This is a genomic window from Mesorhizobium sp. ZC-5 (assembly GCF_025753855.1).
Lineage (GTDB): Bacteria > Pseudomonadota > Alphaproteobacteria > Rhizobiales > Rhizobiaceae > Neomesorhizobium.
Genome location: NZ_JAOWPT010000008.1, coordinates 73,639 through 91,240, shown reverse-complemented (window position 1 = coordinate 91,240; position 17,602 = coordinate 73,639). Strand labels below are relative to the sequence as shown.

The 17,602-nt window shown below is 63.9% G+C and carries 17 protein-coding genes; 8 read left to right on the top strand and 9 right to left on the bottom strand.

All coding sequences use genetic code 11. The features are described 5' to 3' along the window. Positions 1–44 precede the first annotated feature (44 nt). Positions 45–653, bottom strand: a complete 609-nt coding sequence (locus OHD58_RS20310; protein WP_263805207.1) for a TetR/AcrR family transcriptional regulator — start codon at positions 651–653, stop codon at positions 45–47. Between the two features lie 206 nt (positions 654–859). On the opposite strand from OHD58_RS20310, the gene OHD58_RS20305 reads away from it, so the two are divergent. The 4 genes from OHD58_RS20305 (at position 860) to OHD58_RS20290 (ending at position 4,783) form a co-directional block, all read left to right on the top strand. Then, entirely contained in the window at positions 860–1,624 is a 765-nt protein-coding gene (locus OHD58_RS20305) for an NIPSNAP family protein (protein WP_263805205.1), read from the top strand. A 667-nt stretch (positions 1,625–2,291) separates the two neighbouring features. Continuing rightward, the gene (gene fumC, locus OHD58_RS20300; protein WP_263805204.1) at positions 2,292–3,689 is read left to right on the top strand and encodes a class II fumarate hydratase; all 1,398 of its coding nucleotides are present in this window, start codon (positions 2,292–2,294) and stop codon (positions 3,687–3,689) included. A 128-nt stretch (positions 3,690–3,817) separates the two neighbouring features. Further along, the gene (locus tag OHD58_RS20295) at positions 3,818–4,237 is read left to right on the top strand and encodes a DoxX family protein (RefSeq protein WP_263805203.1); all 420 of its coding nucleotides are present in this window, start codon (positions 3,818–3,820) and stop codon (positions 4,235–4,237) included. Between the two features lie 144 nt (positions 4,238–4,381). Continuing rightward, complete coding sequence (locus tag OHD58_RS20290; RefSeq protein ID WP_412177256.1) at positions 4,382–4,783, top strand: DoxX family protein; 402 nt, start codon at positions 4,382–4,384, stop codon at positions 4,781–4,783. Positions 4,784–4,788: 5 nt separating this feature from the next. Here the strand turns inward: OHD58_RS20290 and OHD58_RS20285 are convergent, their stop codons facing one another. The 4 genes from OHD58_RS20285 to hisS form a co-directional block, all read right to left on the bottom strand. Beyond that, positions 4,789–6,546: an AMP-binding protein gene (locus OHD58_RS20285; protein ID WP_263805201.1), complete on the bottom strand. Its 1,758-nt coding sequence runs from the start codon at positions 6,544–6,546 to the stop codon at positions 4,789–4,791. A 113-nt stretch (positions 6,547–6,659) separates the two neighbouring features. Then, on the bottom strand, positions 6,660–7,367 hold the full coding sequence (hisG, locus tag OHD58_RS20280; RefSeq protein WP_263805200.1) for an ATP phosphoribosyltransferase: 708 nt from the start codon (positions 7,365–7,367) through the stop codon (positions 6,660–6,662). After that, positions 7,364–8,485 (bottom strand): ATP phosphoribosyltransferase regulatory subunit, encoded by a 1,122-nt coding sequence (locus tag OHD58_RS20275; protein WP_263805199.1) that lies wholly within the window; start codon positions 8,483–8,485, stop codon positions 7,364–7,366. Before OHD58_RS20275 ends, hisG begins: the two co-directional genes overlap by 4 nt. Before the next feature lie 172 nt (positions 8,486–8,657). Beyond that, positions 8,658–10,256: a histidine--tRNA ligase gene (hisS, locus tag OHD58_RS20270; RefSeq protein ID WP_263805198.1), complete on the bottom strand. Its 1,599-nt coding sequence runs from the start codon at positions 10,254–10,256 to the stop codon at positions 8,658–8,660. Between the two features lie 625 nt (positions 10,257–10,881). Between hisS and OHD58_RS20265 the strand changes: the two genes are divergently transcribed. Further along, on the top strand, positions 10,882–11,127 hold the full coding sequence (locus OHD58_RS20265) for a hypothetical protein (protein WP_263805197.1): 246 nt from the start codon (positions 10,882–10,884) through the stop codon (positions 11,125–11,127). Positions 11,128–11,156: 29 nt separating this feature from the next. Here OHD58_RS20265 and OHD58_RS20260 read toward each other — a convergent pair whose 3' ends face one another. Further along, positions 11,157–11,795 carry a DNA-3-methyladenine glycosylase I gene (locus OHD58_RS20260; RefSeq protein ID WP_263805195.1) on the bottom strand — a complete coding sequence of 213 codons (639 nt, stop codon included), beginning with the start codon at positions 11,793–11,795 and terminating at the stop codon, positions 11,157–11,159. Between the two features lie 195 nt (positions 11,796–11,990). Here OHD58_RS20260 and OHD58_RS20255 point away from each other — a divergent pair, with 195 nt between their 5' ends. After that, positions 11,991–12,812, top strand: coding sequence for a L,D-transpeptidase (locus tag OHD58_RS20255; protein WP_263805194.1), 822 nt, complete (start codon positions 11,991–11,993; stop codon positions 12,810–12,812). 336 nt (positions 12,813–13,148) lie between these two features. Continuing rightward, positions 13,149–13,289, top strand: a complete 141-nt coding sequence (locus tag OHD58_RS20250) for a hypothetical protein (protein WP_263805193.1) — start codon at positions 13,149–13,151, stop codon at positions 13,287–13,289. On the opposite strand, the gene OHD58_RS20245 is transcribed toward OHD58_RS20250, so the two are convergent. Genes OHD58_RS20245 through OHD58_RS20235 form a run of 3 tightly spaced genes read right to left on the bottom strand, consistent with a single transcriptional unit; the run spans position 13,290 to position 16,047 of the window. After that, on the bottom strand, positions 13,290–14,033 hold the full coding sequence (locus OHD58_RS20245; RefSeq protein WP_263805191.1) for a metallophosphoesterase: 744 nt from the start codon (positions 14,031–14,033) through the stop codon (positions 13,290–13,292). Then, positions 14,030–15,196, bottom strand: a complete 1,167-nt coding sequence (locus OHD58_RS20240) for an alpha-hydroxy acid oxidase (protein ID WP_263805190.1) — start codon at positions 15,194–15,196, stop codon at positions 14,030–14,032. The genes OHD58_RS20245 and OHD58_RS20240 overlap by 4 nt, the downstream gene beginning before the upstream one ends. A gap of 56 nt (positions 15,197–15,252) precedes the next feature. Beyond that, entirely contained in the window at positions 15,253–16,047 is a 795-nt protein-coding gene (locus tag OHD58_RS20235) for an FCD domain-containing protein (RefSeq protein ID WP_263805189.1), read from the bottom strand. A 206-nt stretch (positions 16,048–16,253) separates the two neighbouring features. On the opposite strand from OHD58_RS20235, the gene OHD58_RS20230 reads away from it, so the two are divergent. Continuing rightward, the gene (locus OHD58_RS20230; protein ID WP_263805366.1) at positions 16,254–17,567 is read left to right on the top strand and encodes a DUF3422 family protein; all 1,314 of its coding nucleotides are present in this window, start codon (positions 16,254–16,256) and stop codon (positions 17,565–17,567) included. Positions 17,568–17,602 lie beyond the last annotated feature (35 nt).

The window sequence follows — 17,602 nt, the reverse complement described above, 5'->3', positions numbered from 1 at the left end:
ATCCATGGCAGAGGGCATGCAACCCCGTACGCGACGCTCCCAACTCACCGACCGCCGCCCCCGAGAAACCCCTCCCCACACACCCGTAACACCCCCGCATCCTGGGCGGTCTTGGCCATCGACATGGCGCCGGAATAGGTCGCTACGGCAAGTGCCGCGAACTGTTCCGGATCGGCGGCCGCGCCCTCGATCCCGCGCTCCCGGTCTCTGCGGGCTTTTTCCGAGATTACATCCCGCCATTTGGCGAAGATCCCGTCCATCGCCGCGCGCAACTCCGGATCGGCGAGCGACAGTTCGTGCGCGAGGTTGTTGAGCGGGCAGCCGCGCACGAAGCCCTGGGCATCGAGTTCGTCGGCGACCGCCACAAACACGTTGCGCACGCTGTCGCGGGCCGAGATCGCCGCCGCCACCGGGCGTATCCAGGTCTCTTCCACCGCCGCTGCGACCCGCTCCTCGATCACCGCGAGCGCGATCGCCTTCTTGGTGGGGAAATGATGGTGCAATGCGCCGCCGGTCACGCCCGCCGCCTTCATCAGGTCGCCGAGGCTGGTCGCATGGTAGCCCTTCTCCTGGAAGGCCGCCTCGGCGACATCCAGAATCTTCCGCCGCATGCCTTCCGGATTGTTGGTGCGGTTTTTTTGGGCTTTCGGCATTTGTGGCTCCCTCCCTTCCCTTGTGGAGAAGGCGCCTGAACGAAGTGAAGGCGGGGCAGCTTGACGGCCAGCCATCCCCAGGTACCGCACGCAGGTCACGTTCCCCACATGAAAGGGCAAATTCTCGATATCAAATACCACATTGACAAAACCGGACAACCGGTCTGTTAATAAAACAGGGTAACCGGTTTGTTTTGGAGAGGGTAATGACAGGACATCATCAGGCGCGCGATACCGACGCAGTGAGCGAACGATTTTCGTCTGTCGTGGAATTGCGCCAGTACACGCTGCATCCCGGCAGGCGCGACACGCTGATCGACATTTTCGACCACCATCTCGTCGAGAGCCTGGAAGAAACCGGCATGAAGGTCATCGGCCAGTTCCGCGATCTCGACCGGCCCGACTATTTCGTCTGGATGCGCGGTTTCGACGGCATGGAAGCGCGACGGCAATCGCTCGAAGCCTTCTACGACGGTCCTGTGTGGGCGAAGCACAAGGACACGGCCAATGCGACGATGATCGATTCCGACGACGTTCTGCTGCTCAAGCCGGCATGGCCGGAAGCGGGTTTCGACCTGGCTGGTGCGCGCCGGCCGTCCCCCAACGCAGCGGACTGCACGTCCGAGCGCATTCTTGTCGCTGCCATCCACCACATCCTGCCCGGGAAAGAGCAGGAATTCGCCGCGCTACATCGGCGCGAAGCCATGCCTCCGGCCGCCGGCCGGCTTATTGCTGCCTTCGTCAGCGAACACGCCGAAAACACGTTTCCCCGCCTGCCGGTTCGTGCGGACGAAAATGTCTTCGTCGCGCTGAGGACCTTCGACACTGTCGGGGAGCATGCCGCATCCACGGCGCGCCTCGCCGCCTCGCCGGAATGGCAGGCTTTTGCCGCTGGCGCCGGAAAACTCGAAACCAGGCCGGCCGAAACGCTCAGGCTGACCCCGACATCGAGATCGTTGCTGCCGGTATGATCCGTGCGGTCTTCACCTCCCCCTTGAGGGGAGGTCGGCCGCCGGGTGGGGTGCTTCGGCAATCACCCATGAGAAAGCTGCCCGCAAGGGTGTGGACAGAATCACCCTGATTCCAGCCCTCTTCCTTCTCCACCGAAGATTCTTTCGAACAATTTCAATGGCTTGTACGATTTCTGCGAAATTCGTCTGTCCACACCCTTCGCCGCCTCCCGCATAATGACCGTGTTGTTCTCTGTGGGGGTCTGGGTGGCCACCGGGTTGACCAGGGAGAACAGCGGCGTCGGGACTGGCCTCGCTCCGGGTGCGAGGCTGGGGGCGGTAATGCCTCCAAGGTTCCGGCCCTCGACGTACGGTGAGCCTACGGCCCTCTGGCACAGGGCGAGCCGGGCGGGGCAGCAACGCCGGCGGTGCGCGTCTTTCGGGCATCGTTACTGAAAACAGCGCTGTCGGTCCGTCCGGCAGACGTGCACCGCCTCCCCCACACTTTTACACGGGAGGCACCACAGCCTCCCAATGGCCAGGCCGGCAAAAACCGGAGCGTGGCAACGGAGAGGCTTGGGCCGGGTTTCTTTCAACCGATTTGCACCCGGGCTGCCCGCAATCTCTGCTTGAAGCCCAGTATGCAACGCGATACGCCCTTGCCGACATTCGGAACCGGAGAGAACCCTTGAGCGCGCAGAAGACCAGAACCGAAACCGACACGTTCGGCCCGATCGAGGTGGCGGACGACCGCTACTGGGGCGCGCAGGCGCAGCGTTCGCTCGGCAACTTCAAGATAGGTTGGGAAAAGCAGCCGCAGTCGGTCGTCCGCGCTCTCGGCATCGTCAAGCGTGCGGCGGCGGAAGCCAACATGGAGCTCAAGCGCCTCGACCCGGCGCTCGGCAAGGCCATCGTCGATGCCGCGCAGGAGGTCATCGACGGCAAGCTCAACGACCATTTCCCGCTTGTCGTCTGGCAGACCGGTTCCGGCACGCAGTCCAACATGAACGCCAACGAGGTGATTTCGAACCGCGCCATTGAAACGCTCGGCGGCGTCATGGGCTCGAAGAATCCGGTGCATCCGAACGATCACGTCAACATGAGCCAGTCGTCGAACGACACCTATCCGACGGCCATGCACATCGCCTGCGCCGAGCGCATCGTGCACGACCTGCTGCCCGCGCTGAAGCATCTTCACGCCGCCCTCGATGCCAAGGCCAAAGCTTTCGATCACATCATCAAGATCGGCCGCACCCACACCCAGGACGCCACGCCGCTGACGCTCGGCCAGGAGTTTTCCGGCTATGCGGCGCAGGTCGCCTCGTCGGTCAAGCGCATCGACCTGACGCTGCCCGGGCTGATGGAACTGGCGCAGGGCGGCACCGCCGTCGGCACCGGCCTCAATGCTCCGGTCGGCTTCGCTGAAAAGGTCGCCGGCCGCATCGCGGCGATCACCGGCCTTGCCTTCACCACGGCGCCGAACAAGTTCGAGGCGCTCGCCGCGCACGATTCCATGGTGTTCTCGCACGGCGCGATCAACGCCGCGGCAGTCGCACTGTTCAAGATCGCCAACGACATCCGTTTCCTCGGCTCCGGCCCGCGCTCCGGTCTCGGTGAACTGAACCTTCCCGAAAACGAGCCCGGCTCCTCAATCATGCCCGGCAAGGTCAACCCGACCCAGTGCGAGGCGCTCACCCAGGTTTGCGTGCAGGTGTTCGGCAACAACGCCGCACTGACCTTCGCCGGCAGCCAGGGCCATTTCGAACTCAACGTCTACAACCCGCTGATGGCCTACAATTTCCTGCAGTCGGTGCAGTTGCTCTCCGATGCCGCCGTCTCGTTCACCGACAATTGCGTCGTCGGCATCGAGGCGCGGGAGGACAACATCAAGGCGGCGCTCGACCGCTCGCTGATGCTGGTCACCGCACTTGCCCCGACCATCGGCTACGACAACGCGGCCAAGATCGCCAAGACGGCGCACAAGAACGGCACGACGCTGAAAGAGGAAGCGTTGAAGACCGGTCTGGTCACGGAAGCCGACTACGACCGCATCGTGCGCCCGGAGGACATGACGCATCCGGGATAAATCGTGGAAAATGAAACTAATTGTGAACGAACTGTCGAAAAGAATACGGCTTCTGTGAACAGACGAAAGCCTCTATTCCGCGGTCACGAGAAACTTCACATCCGACCGACTTCCCAGGAGAGCACAAAATGTCGATCAGTTCCTCAACCACCGGTACAGATTCCGGCTCCGGCAGCGTCCTCATCCTTCTCGGACGCATCCTCTTGTCCATCATGTTCATCCTCGCCGGCTTCGGCAAGCTGACGGCGATCGGCGGCACCGCCGGTTATTTCGGCAGCCTCGGCCTGCCGCTCCCGAATGTCACCGCGGTCGTTGTCGGCCTCGTCGAACTGCTCGGCGGCCTTGCCGTTCTGGTCGGCTTCCAGACCCGCATTGCGGCGCTCGTGCTTGCCGTATTCACGCTTGCTGCAACCGCGGTCGCGCATCTCAACTTCGCCGACCAGATGCAGGTGCTGCTGCTGCAGAAGAACCTCTGCATCACCGGCGGCTTCCTCGTCCTTGCCGCCGTCGGCGCCGGCGCACTGTCGATCGACGCCAAGCGCGGCTGACACCTTCCACCTTTCATATCTGGAAACGGCCCGGAAGATTTCCGGGCCGTTTTCGTTTGAGTGGTATCTGCGAGAGAACGCGTGATGCGGAGTGACAACCGGCGATTGCGCTTGCATGCTGAGGTCCCCGGAAAGGAGAGAGCCATGTCCAGCGCTGTCATCGTCCTGGTCGGCCGCATCCTGCTTGCGGTCCTGTTCATCCTCGCAGGGTTCGGAAAGTTCACCGATATCGCCGGCACTGCCGGATATTTCGGCAGCCTGAACATCCCGGCGCCGACTGCCGTTGCGTGGCTCAATGCCATTTTCGAGACGGTCGCCGGGCTTTGCATCCTGGTCGGCTTCCAGACCCGCATGGCCGCGTATCTTCTGGCGGCGTTTTCGATCGTGGCGGGCTATCTCGGACATTACGGCCAGGGCGGCGAGGACGTCGTGTTGGTCACGATGCATTCGCAGGCCTTCATGAAGGACCTGGCGATAGCCGGCGGCTTCCTTGTCCTCGCCATTCACGGAGCGGGCAGCCTGTCGCTAGACGCACGGCGCGGCTGACGGCGTTATGCGGTGTTGGCGACAACCAGGCCGAGTTCGTCGACCATCTGGTCGCGCATGATGAATTTCTGCGGCTTGCCGGTGACGGTCATCGGAAGCTGGTCCTTGAAGCGGACATAGCGCGGCACCTTGTAGTGGGCGATCTGGCCCTGGCAGAACGCCTTTATCTCTTCCTCGCTCGCCTGCTCGCCGGGCAGCGTCACGATCCAGGCGCACAGCTCCTCGCCGTATTTCTGGTCCGGCACCCCGAAGACCTGAACCTCCTTGACCTTCGGATGCCGGTAGAGAAATTCCTCGACCTCGCGCGGATAGACGTTTTCGCCGCCCCGGATAACCATGTCCTTCACCCGGCCGACGATGTTGCAATAGCCTTCCGCGTCGATGACGCCGAGATCGCCGGTATGCATCCAGCCTTCGGCATCGATCGCCTCGGCAGTTTTTTCCTCGTCCTCCCAATAACCCTTCATCACCGAATAGCCGCGTGTGCAAAGTTCGCCGCGCTCGCCGACCGGCACGGTGTTGCCTTCCGCGTCGACGACCTTCACCTCGACATGCGGATGGATGCGGCCGACCGTCGACACGCGTTTTTCGAGTGGATCATCCACATGGCTCTGGAAGGAAACAGGGCTCGTTTCCGTCATCCCGTAGGCGATCGTCACCTGTTCCATGTGCATGAGCGAAACGACCTTCTTCATCACCTCGATCGGACACGGCGAACCCGCCATGATGCCGGTGCGCAGGCTCGACAGGTCGAAAGCTTTGAAGTCGGGACGGTCGAGCAGGGCGACGAACATCGTCGGCACGCCGTAGAGGCCGGTGCAGCGCTCGTTCTGCACCGCGCGCAACGTCGCGCCAGGATCGAAGCCCTCGCCGGGAAACACCATGACCGCGCCCTTCGACACGCAGCCCATCGTGCCCATCGACATGCCGAAACAGTGATAGAGCGGCACCGGAATGCAGAGGCGGTCCTGCGCGGTGAGCCTGATCGCGGCGGTGACGAGGTCGGCATTGTTGACGATGTTGGAATGCGTCAGCGTCGCGCCTTTCGGTGCCCCCGTGGTGCCGCTGGTGAACTGGATGTTGACGGCATCGTCCGGCCGCAGGCCTGCGGTTATGGTGTCCAGCCGCTGCCGCTCTTCGGCCCCGCCCATCGCCAGCACATCATCGAAATTGAACATGCCGGGCGTCTTGTCAGCGCCCATGCGGATGATCGTCTTGAGATGCGGGAATTTGGATGACGAAAGCTTGCCAGGCGCGCAGTCCGCAAGTTCCGGAGCCAGCGTATTCAGCATGTCGATGTAATCGGACGTCTTGAATTTCGCTGCGGTCACCAGTCCCTTGCAGCCGACCTTGTTCAAGGCATAGTCGAGTTCGGAAAGCCGGTAGGCTGGGTTGATGTTGACCAGCACGATGCCGATCCGCGCCGTGGCAAACTGGGTGACCAGCCACTCCCAGCGGTTCGGCGACCAGATGCCGACGCGGTCGCCTTTTTCGAAGCCGAACTTCAGCAGCGCCGCCGCGAGCGCATCGACGGCCTCGGCCAACTCGCGCCAGGAAAACCGCTTCTCCTGTTCGACGAACACCGCCGCGTCGCGGTCCCGGTACTGCGATGCCGTTTCGGCAAACAGTTGCGGGATCGTCTTGTTCAGGAGCGGAACCGAACGCTCGCCGGAGACATGCGACAGGCCGTCCCGCGGCGCGACGAACGTGTTGCCATGGCCGCGCTGGTTGCTTGCGCCTTCAACGGACTGATTGATCGCCACGGCTTCCTCCCAGAGCGTATCGCTGGCCGACCGGCAGCCTATCATGCGCCTTGCCCGCCGTGGACAAACTACCAGTGGCACTCGGGAGCGAAAATCCCTCCAAAGTACAGGCTTCAGGCCGAAGACACCGCCGTGCCGACAAGAGCGGCAATCTCGTCCAACAATGCCTCGTCACCAGGATCGCGACGGCGCAGCGACGAAACCAGGCAGGCTTGCGACTTCAGGATGACGCCGTCGTCGAGAACCTTCAGATGATTGGCGCGCAACGTCGAGCCGGTGGTGGTGATATCGACGATGACATCGGCCGAGCCCGCTGCCGGCGCACCTTCGGTAGCACCGAGACTTTCGACGATGCGGTAGACCTGGATGCCGTGCTTCTGCGAGAAGAACTGCTGGGTGAGCCGCCAGTATTTGGTGGCGATCCGCAACCGGCGGCCATGGCGCTGGCGGAAATCGGCGGCAACGTCGTCGAGATCGGCCATGGTGTCGACATCGAGCCAGACATCCGGCACCGCAACCACGACATCGGCGCGGCCGAAGCCGAGCCGCGCGAGGATCTCCGTGCGGGCTCCCCAGTCGGCGAGATTCTCCTTGAGCAGATCCTCGCCGGTGACGCCCAGATCGACGCTGCCCTGGCCGATCTCGTTGGCGATTTCGGAGGCTGACAGGAACGCCACCTCGATGCCGGCACGGCCTTCCATGCGGGCGCGGTATTTGCGGTCGTCGCCGGGCAGGCTGACCGGCAGGCCGGCACGCGAAAATATCTCCAGCGCCTGTTCCTTCAGCCGGCCTTTCGAGGGAAGCGCAAGAGTGATGGTCATTGCCCGCCCTCCCGCAATTCGCCGATGCGGTCGAGCCAGACGGAGAAGCCGACGCCGGGAATCGGTTTTTCCGCGCCGAGCAGCGTCAGCAGGCGGTCATAGCGGCCGCCGCCGACCAGCACCCGCTCGCTGCCCTCGGCGGTGATCTCAAAGACGAGGCCGGTGTAATAATCGAGCGGTCGGCCGAACGCAGCGTCATAGTGGATCGCGTCCATGGGGATACCGTTGGCGGCGATCCTTTCGGCGCGCGCGGCAAACCGCGACAGGGCGGCAGACAGAGACAGGCCGGCGCCCCTGGCGAAACTCTCCAGCGCGGCATGCGCGCCGTCGAGCGGCACGCGGATGGCGAGAAAGCGCTTCAGCGCGTCGAGCGCGGTGTCGGCCAGCCGCACGCTGCGCAGCTCGGTCTTCTGCAGCAGCCGCCGGGCGATTTCTTCCGGCGCGCGGCCGGCGGTCGGCGACAGGCCGGCAGCCTCCATCGCGCCTGAAATGTGCGCGGCAAGCGGCGCTTCGTCGCCCGCCATCACCAGCGCGGCGACGTCGTCATCGAGTGCCGCGATGCTGGCCGGATTGGCGAGATCGGCGAGAGCTGCAGTCAGCGCCTCGTGCGAACCGAAGGCGCGGGCAAGCCGCTTCTGCCAGCCGCGCGGCAGGCCGAGTGCTGCAAGGACAGCCTCGAAGATCGACTGATCGCCGAGCGTGACCGACAGCGAAAAACCGGGCAGCGTCTTTTGCAGCAGCGCAAACGCGTCGGCGATCGATCGCGCGTCGGCTGCCGCGATGTCGGTGTCGCCCAGATCCTCGATGCCGGCCTGGAAAAACTCGTTGCCGCCCTCGCGGCGCTGGCGGAAAACCTCGCCGAGATAGGAATAGCGGCGCGGCGTGCCGGATTGCGACTGGATGTGGTCGAGGCAGACCGGGATGGTGAATTCCGGGCGCAGGCAGAGCACAGCACCCGTCTCGCTTTCAGTCAGGAAAATGCGGCGGCGCAGGTCTTCACCCGCCATGTCGAGGAACGGGTCGGCCGGCTGGATCACCGGCACGTCGACCGGATCGGCGCTGCGTTCGGCGAACAGTGCCAGGATGTCGGGGGCGAAGGACGGGTAGCGGGAAGTCATGGGCGGGATGCTTTCTCCCCCCTCGAGGGGGAGATGGCTGCGCAGCAGCCAGAGGGGGTTGGCAAAGGCAGCGCGCGACGCAAAGGAACATCGAGCGCTGCCGCAGCAACCCCACCCGGCCGCTTCGCGGCCACCCTCCCCTCAAGGGGGAGGGAAAGCGCCGCGCCCGGCATCACCGCGCCCGGTCCTTTGCCTGAGCAGCAAGTATCTTCTGCACCTCGGCGACCAGGTCGCCTTCCGGCACGGTGACCTGGCCGGGGCGGCTTTCCTTGTATTCCTCGTGGCCGGCGATGCCTTGCGCCAGCCGCGCGCCCTCGATCAGGTCCTTGATCTGGACTTCGCTCTTCGCCCGCTCGTCGCCGCCCTGGATGACCGCGATGGGGCTGCCGCGGCGGTCGGCATATTTCATCTGCGCCTTCATGCCGGCGCCGCCGAGATACATTTCGGCGCGGATTTTTGCGGCGCGCAGGTCGGCGACCATCTTCTGGTAGCGGCCGAGGCTTTCGGTGTCTCGATCCATGACCAGCACGACGACCGGCGCGATCACGTCCGAGGTATCGAGCTTGCCGAGATTCTTCAGCGCCGTCATCAGGCGCGAGACGCCGATGGAAAAACCCGTCGCCGGCACCGGCTCGCTGCGGAAGCGCGACACCAGCCCGTCGTAACGGCCGCCGCCGCCGACCGAACCGAAACGCACGATCTTTCCCTCTTCGTTGGGTATTTCCGCGAGCAGTTCGGCCTCGAAAACCGGGCCGGTGTAATATTCGAGGCCGCGCACGACGGAGGGGCTGATTCTAACGCGCTTGGTGCCGTAACCGGAAGCCGAGAGAAGCGTTGCAATCTCTCTCAATTCCTGGAGGCCTTGCCTACCAATCTCTGTCGTTTCGAGAACCTCGCTCCATTCGTCCAGAACGAGCGAATTCAGCACCTTGGCTCGCGAACCATAGTTTGGAGAATCCAGTTCGTCGTCCACCGGTCGATCGCCGAGATGTTCAATGAACATGCTGTGCAGCCGCTCTTCACCAACAATGTCAAGCACGGTGGAAATCTGCTCGTCATCCAGCCCCGCACCCTTCGTAAAATCTCCCTCGCCTTCCTTGCCGCCGTCCCAGCGGCCAGGGCCGAGAAGCAAGCGCACCCCTTCCGGCCCGAATTTGTCCAGCTTGTCGATGGCCCTGAGCACAGTCAGCCGGCGACCGGCGTTCTCAGGCCCGCCAAGTCCGATGGCCTCCAGCACACCGTCCAGCACCTTGCGGTTGTTGACGCGGATAATGTAGTCGCCGCGCTTGATGCCGAGCGCCTCCATCACGTCGGCCATCATCATCGCCATCTCGGCGTCGGCGGCGACGCCCGGCGTGCCGATGGTGTCGGCGTCGAACTGCATGAACTGGCGGAAGCGGCCGGGGCCGGGCTTCTCGTTGCGGAACACCCAGCCGGAGCGGTAGCTGCGATAGGGTTTCGGCAGGCGCTCGAAGTTTTCCGCCACGTAGCGCGCCGTCGGCGCGGTCAGGTCGTAGCGCAGCGACAGCCATTGCTCGTCGTCATCCTGGAAGGAAAACACGCCCTCGTTGGGGCGGTCCTGGTCGGGCAGGAATTTGCCCAGCGCGTCGGTGTATTCGATCAGCGGCTGGTCGACGGGCTCGAAGCCGTAGAGTTCGAAGACCTCGCGGATCGTCGCCGTCATCTTCTCCATCGCGCGGATGTCTTCGGCCGAGCGGTCGACAAAGCCGCGCGGCTGGCGCGCCTTCATTTTTTCGGTTCTGTCGGCCATGTCGTGTTTTGCCGTTTCTTGCTGGATGCATGCCATTGTCGGTCGTCAAAACCGACAGGCGGGTCTCTAAACGATGGTGCCCGTACCGGCAAGGGTCGCGGGTTTGTCAGGGTGTGGTGTTGGACGGCTTCAGCCAAAGGATGCTCCTTTCACCGCTCGTACTCTACGGCGCCCCCCTCTGGCCTGCCGGCCATCTCCCCCACAGGTGGGGAGATCAGTCGCGTCGCCGGCTTCGCCCAATCTCAAACGCTGAAGGAAGAGCACCGCCGTTGATGACAGCCAATCTCCCCACCCGTGGGGGAGATGGCCGGCAGGCCAGAGGGGGGCGCCGTAGAGTACGGAGTTTCTCCGTTGCCACGTCCTGCTTTCGTAGTTCCCGGCCGCGTGAGCGCCGAATGAGCGAAGCATGTCGAGAATGACGGGCTCCTGAGGCGGCTCGCAAGCAACATCTCGTTAACCTTTTGACTCTTAAGCAAAAATCCTTGCTTTTGCCGCAAAGCCGCCGGAAATCCGTCGACAAGCAATGGTTTTTCAATCGTGCTGAAACATTCGTTTCGCCGCGCGACATCGGCCGGATACCGAATCCGGCGAGAAGCCCGCCTCCACGACGCCGAAAGCCAGAATCATGCGCACCCATGTCCGCGCCACCGCCACAGACTACGCAGACGCCACGGCGCTGCGCACCACCGTCACCCACGGCCCGGGCAACCGCAACCTGCCGGCGCCCGGACCGTTCAGCGCCGAAAAGACGAAGACCGCCGACAACGTGGTCGGCGGCGCGCTGATGACCGGGCTGCTCGTCATGTATCCCGTGCTGGCGATTATCGTCGTCGTTCTCGTCGGTCTCGCCCTGCCGGCGATGGCCGGCTGAGCCGAGCCTTTCAGCATCCGGCAGCGGGACTAGACCGGTCGCTTGAACGTTCCCCGATCCGCCTCGACCTCCGGACGGCAGAAGCAGCCTTCGAGATGGTCGTTGACCATGCCCATCGCCTGCATGAAGGCATAGACCGTGGTCGGGCCGACGAAGCTCCAGCCGCGCTTCTTCAGTTCCTTCGAAATTTGCGTCGAAACCGGCGTCGTCGGATTGGCCATGATCGTGGCGCGGTCGATGCGGGCGGGACGGTCCGCCGGCTTCGGCTCGAACTTCCAGAACCAGGCGGCGAGCGAGCCGAACTCGGCGATCATCTCCCGCGCCCGTTTCGCATTGTTGATGGTCGAGACGATCTTGCCGCGATGGCGGATGATGCCGGCATCGCCGAGCAGCCGCTCGACATCCCTGTCGGTGTATTTCGCCACCTTGTCGAAGTCGAAGCCGTCGAAGGCCGCGCGGAAATTCTCGCGCTTCTTGAGAATGGTGAACCAGGACAGGCCCGACTGGAAACCCTCGAGGCAGATTTTCTCGAACAGGCGGCGGTCGTCGGAAACCGGGCGTCCCCATTCCTTGTCGTGATAGCGCCGGTAAAGCTCGTCGCCGCCATGCCACGCGCAGCGCCGCATGCCGTCGTCGCCTGTCATCAATCCGGTGTTTTCGTCGCTCATGGCCGCTCATCCTCGATCGTTAACGGGCGCGCCACCCGATTCACGATGGCTTTACCAGATTCCTGAACCAGGCAGTAACCACACGAAAAGCTTTACCGACAACTCCGCCTTTTAAGCATCGCGATTCACTTTTCAGTTGCTGTCGCCAGACAACCATTCCCGCCAGTTCAGGCGACGAAAGTAGAGAGTGCGTCCATGAAGGCGAAGTTCTTGATTCTGGGTGCGGCGGCGTTTCTGGCCATTGCAACAGGCCCGACTGCAGCCAACGACCGTTACGGCAACCGGCCGCCGGTGATGGTGAGCCCCGACCTTTCCGCGCCGTGGGTGATGCAGCTGCGCGGCAACAAACAGGCGCGCCAGCGCCAGCCGCAGGTTCGGGAGCGGCAACCACAGGTTCGATACCGCCAGCAGCCGGTGCAATACGGCCAGCCAGGGCAGGTAAGGGTGATGGCGCAGCCGACGCTGCGCGAGGTGCGGCGCACCTACCGGCAGCGGCCGCCCTCGCCTTTCCGCACCGCCGGCATCCCGGCGCCGGTCAGGCGGGAAGTGCATCCGCAGATCAATCCGATGTACCTGCCGCAGGACGTCGCCTATGCCGGCAAGGAGAAGGCCGGCACGATCGTCATCGATACGACGCAGAATTTCCTCTACCTGGTGAAGCCGGGCGGCGAGGCACGGCGTTACGGCGTTGGCACCGGCAAGCCCGGCTTCGAATGGGCAGGCACCCACAAGATCACGCAAAAGCGCGAATGGCCCGACTGGCGGCCGCCGGCCGAAATGATCGTGCGCGAACGCGCCAAGGGCCGGGTGCTTCCGGCCCACATGGAAGGCGGCCCAGCCAATCCGCTCGGCGCACGCGCGCTCTATCTCGGCTCGACGCTCTATCGCATCCACGGCACCAACCAGCCGTGGACGATCGGCGGCGCCGTGTCTTCGGGCTGCATCCGCATGCGCAACGAGGACGTCGTCGACCTCTACGAACGTGTCGGGGTCGGCACCAAGGTCGTGGTGATGTAGGATTTCGAGGGAAAGCCTGGGCGTGGGGACGGTTCAGGCGGGGCGGGGCGACAAAAAACAAGCGCACCGCCCCACATTCTTCCCGAAGGGTGGCCGGGTGCAAATGCGCCTTTCCGACATGGAGCCAGGCTCAGGTACCCGGTTAGCGTGGCATAAAAATCACTGCCGCGATTTGATGTCGAAAGCACGCGATACGGCGCTGGCTTTCCGCGATACCTGCGCCTAGAAGGGCGCCGCTTCGGGGCCTGCAACCAAACCCTTTCAAACATCGTTTCTTCGAAGCGAAACCTAATCGTAACCGTGTTTGTGCCAGAAGTTCAGGAAGCCGAAACCGAGATGACCCCCTTGCGAGCCACGTTCCTGTCCTTCTTCATGCTTTTCGCCATCACGGCCTGGGGCGTTGCGATCTATACCGCCGACGCAGCGACCGGCCATGCCGTCGTCGACGGCTACGGCGTCACCGCGCTAACCCGCTGATTATCCGGCGACCGCCAGGATCGCCTTTTCCGCGCCGTCGATGACCAGTGCCGACAGGCGGCCGGACCTGAACGCGCCGGTGTCGACATTGACCCGGTTCGCCATCACCTCGACATCCGCCTCCGGCGTGTGGCCGTGCACGATAACTTTGGGGTGCAGGCCGGGATAATTCAGGAAATCGCCGCGTATCCAGATCAGGTCGTCCGGATCCTGATCCTCCAGCGGGCGACCCGGCCTGATGCCGGCATGGCAGAAGAAGAAATCGCCGAATTCCAGGTGGCGCTGCAGACGGCGATAGAAGGCAAAGTGACTGTCCGGCACTGCGTCCAGCAGCGCGGCGTGGCCGTCGCGCAAGGTTTCCGGCGTCCAGAAATCGATGTCGACGCCATAAGATCTCGCCGTTTCCCTGCCGCCATTGTGGGCAAACAGGCCGTCGGCACTCGGGCGGGCGAGAAATTCGAGGAAGCCGATGTCGTGATTGCCGGCAATCGCCAGCATGCGGCTGTCAGCCTTGCAGGCGGCAATCAGGAAGTCGGCGACACCCTTCGAATCCGGGCCGCGGTCGACATAGTCGCCAAGGTGGATGACGCGCCAGTCGCGTCCTGGATGCTGCGCCAGGTCGCGAGCGATCGTCTCGTGCATTTTTTGCAGCAGGTCGAGGCGGCCGTGCACGTCGCCGATCGCATAGATGCGGATACCGTCCGGGCCTTTGGCGTCCAGGTAGTGAATTCCCGAGCCTGTCACGCTCTATCCACGGGTTCTCTCACCACGGTTCGATACAGCAATTCCGGACCGACGTCCTGGATATTGCGCTTGCCGCAAAGCGCCATGGTCATGTCGAGTTCCTTGCGGATGATCTCCAGCGCCAGCGTCACACCGGGCTTGCCGAGCGCGCCGAGGCCGTAGAGGAACGGCCGGCCGATATAGGTACCCTTGGCGCCGAGGCACAGCGCCTTCAGCACATCCTGGCCGGAGCGGATGCCGCCATCGAGATGAACTTCGACCTTGCCATCGACCGCCTCGACGATCTCCGGCAGCACCGAGATCGTCGAGGGCGCCCCATCGAGCTGGCGGCCGCCATGGTTGGAGACGATGATCGCGTCGGCCCCGGTATCGAGCGCCTTGACCGCGTCTTCCTTGTCGAGAATGCCTTTCAGGATCAGCTTGCCGCCCCAGCGCTTCTTGATCCACTCGACGTCGGCCCAGGAGAGTTTCTGGTCGAACTGCTCGTTGGTCCAGGATGACAGCGAGGCCAGATCGCCGACCCCCTTGGCGTGGCCGACGATGTTGCCGAAGCTGCGGCGTTTGGTGCCGAGGATACCTCGCCACCAGCGCGGACGCCTGCCGATGTCGATGATGTTCGCCAGGGTCATCTTCGGCGGCGCGGACAGACCGTTGCGCAGGTCCTTGTGGCGTTGCGCCAGCATCTGCAGGTCGAGGGTGAGCACCAGCGCCGAACATTTCGCCGCCTTGGCGCGGTCGATCAGATTGTGGACGAAATCCCTGTCGCGCATGACGTAAAGCTGGAACCAGAACGGCTTCTTGGTCACCGACGCCACATCCTCGATCGAGCAGATGCTCATCGTCGACAGCGTGAACGGCACGCCGAATTCCTCGGCGGCCTGGGCGGCCAGCATCTCGCCGTCGGCGTGCTGCATACCGGTGCTGCCGGTCGGCGCCAGCGCCACCGGCATCGACACTTTTTCGCCGATCATGGTGGATTCCAGCGAGCGGTTGTCCATGTCGACCAGCACCCGCTGGCGCAGCTTGATCTTGGCGAAATCCGCTTCGTTGGCGCGATAGGTGCTCTCCGTCCACGCACCCGAATCGGCGTAGTCGAAGAACATCCTGGGCACGCGGCGGCGTGCCAGTTCTTTCAGGTCGTTGATTTCCAGAATAGCGCTCATCATTTCCTCGGTCGTTCAAAATTCCTGCCGGACATGACGCCGGCGCTGAAAAGTCGTCAGTTGTCCGGTTCGAGCCGGGATGGCGCCGTGCGCTGCCTCAGCCTGAGCCGCGACACGCGCTGCCAGTCGCCGGTGCGTTCGGCCTCGGTCATCGCCTGCGTGACGAAGTCGATATGCGCCATTGCCGCGCTGCGGGCGCCTTGCGGATCGCCCTCCGTCACCGCCTTGTGGATCGCCAGATGCTGTTCGAGCAGCCGGTCGCGCGCGCCGGGCAGGTTGTAGACCAGCAACCGGTTGTGGAAGACGCCGTCGGAAAGCAGCCTGTAGCAGGAGCGCAGCGTGTGCAGGAGGATGATGTTGTGGGCGCATTCGCCGATGGCGCTGTGAAACTCGACGTCGATCGCCGCTTCTTCCTCGAAGTCGCCGCCCTGATGCGCCGCCTGCATGCGCCGCACGATCTGGCCAAGCATGGCGCGATCGTCCGCGGTGGCGCGACGCGCCGCATATTCGGCGGCGATCGCCTCGATCTCGCGGCGGTATTCCATGTAGTCCGCCGCCGCTTTCGGGTGCGTGGCGACGAGGTCCATCACGGGTTTCGAAAAGACCTGGCCGATGACGTCGGCGACGAAAGTGCCGCCGCCGTGGCGCGACACCAGCAGCCCGCGCGCTTCCAGCGCCTTCAGCGCATCGCGCAGGATCGGCCGCGACACTTCGAACTGCGGCGCGAGTTCGCGCTCGCCCGGCAGCCGGTCGCCGACACGCAACACACCCTCGAGAATGAGGCTCTCGATCTGCTGCACTACTTCGTCGGCGGTGCGCGAATGCTCTATCCTGGAGAAGATCTCGCCCAATGCGGGCCTCCGGCGGGGCTGAATTGTCGTCAGCTTAGGAGCAAGCCGGGCAACTGGTCAAATTATTTATCCAATTTCGTCCGAACACTTCAATGGTATCTATATTGCAACGCAACATGAATTATGCTGCACTGCGACAACACTGCCCGATGCGCAAGGAAACCGAATGGCTTATTGGTTTCGCCACGACAGCGGAGCGCCAGGCGATGAATGACAAGGCGGCAAGGTCCGAACAAGGCGAGCGGCAGGCGGGTACCGTACTTGGCATGCCCTCGCATGAGGCGATGCCGGCGGCGATCGGCGAGGTTCATGCTCGCCCGTCACCGCTGATCGAAGCACCACGGCTGTTGCTGCAACTTTCATTCATGACCGAAAGCGGCTCGGTCGACCAGGCGGCGCTTGCCGACCTGTCCCGCCGCCTGGGCATCGCCGCGCCCGACCGGCATGCCCGCCACCACGCCATGAAGTGGGGCAAGGGCTCGCTGTCGTGGGAACGCCACACCGAGTTCTCGACCTATCTCTGGGATTGCCCGGCCGATGCCCGCACCGGCAGGCCGCTCGACGATTCGCCGTTCGGCAACGGTTTCAGCCCGCCCGGCAAGGTGATTTCGGGGGTGAAGCTCGAGATCCGCAAATGGACGCCGCAGAACGAACGGCTGATAGCCGGGTTCGATGCGGCCAGCCTTTGCTATTCGCTGGTCGAAAACGGCAAGGCTGCGGCGGTGACCGATTTCCGCCAGGATGGCGATGGCCTGACCCGCATCCTGATCCTCGACGGCGGCCTTTCGCCGGCCCGCACCGGCGCGCTGTCGCAGCGGCTGATAGAGATCGAGACCTACCGCACCCTTGCCATGCTCGGTCTGCCGCTTGCGCAGTCGCTGTCGCCGCGCATGCGCCGCATCGAGGACCGACTGGCGGCGCTGACCGGCGAGATGCGCGCCACCGACCACCGCGACAGCCAGGAATTGCTGGCAGAACTCACCGACCTCGCAGCCGAGCTGGAAGCCGACGCGGCGGCAAGCCTTTACCGCTTCGGCGCCAGCCGCGCCTATCACGGCATCGTCGAGGAACGCCTGGAGGCGCTGGGCGAGGCTGCCGTGCCCGGTTATGATACCTGGAGCGCCTTCCTGCAGCGCCGCGTCGCGCCGGCCATGCGCACCTGCCGCTCAATCGAAGCCCGCCAGGACAGCCTGTCCGAGAAGCTCGCCCGCGCCGCAACCTTGCTGCGCACCTGGGTCGATGTCGATGTGGAGCGGCAGAACCGCGACGTGCTTGCCTCGATGAACAACCGTGCCCGCCTGCAGCTGCGCCTGCAGCAGACGGTCGAGGGCCTGTCGGTGGCTGCCGTCTCCTATTATGTCGTCGGCCTGATCGGCTATCTCGCCAAGGGCTCCGCGATCTTCGGCGAGCCGGTCAAACCCGAGCTCGTCACCGCGGTTTCGGTGCCCTTCGTCGTCCTCGCGATCTGGTGGCTGGTCCGCCGCATCCGCCATTCCCATAGCGACGAAACCGGCAAATAGGCGCTTGCCCGAAGGTCGCACTTGCGCCAAGGTGC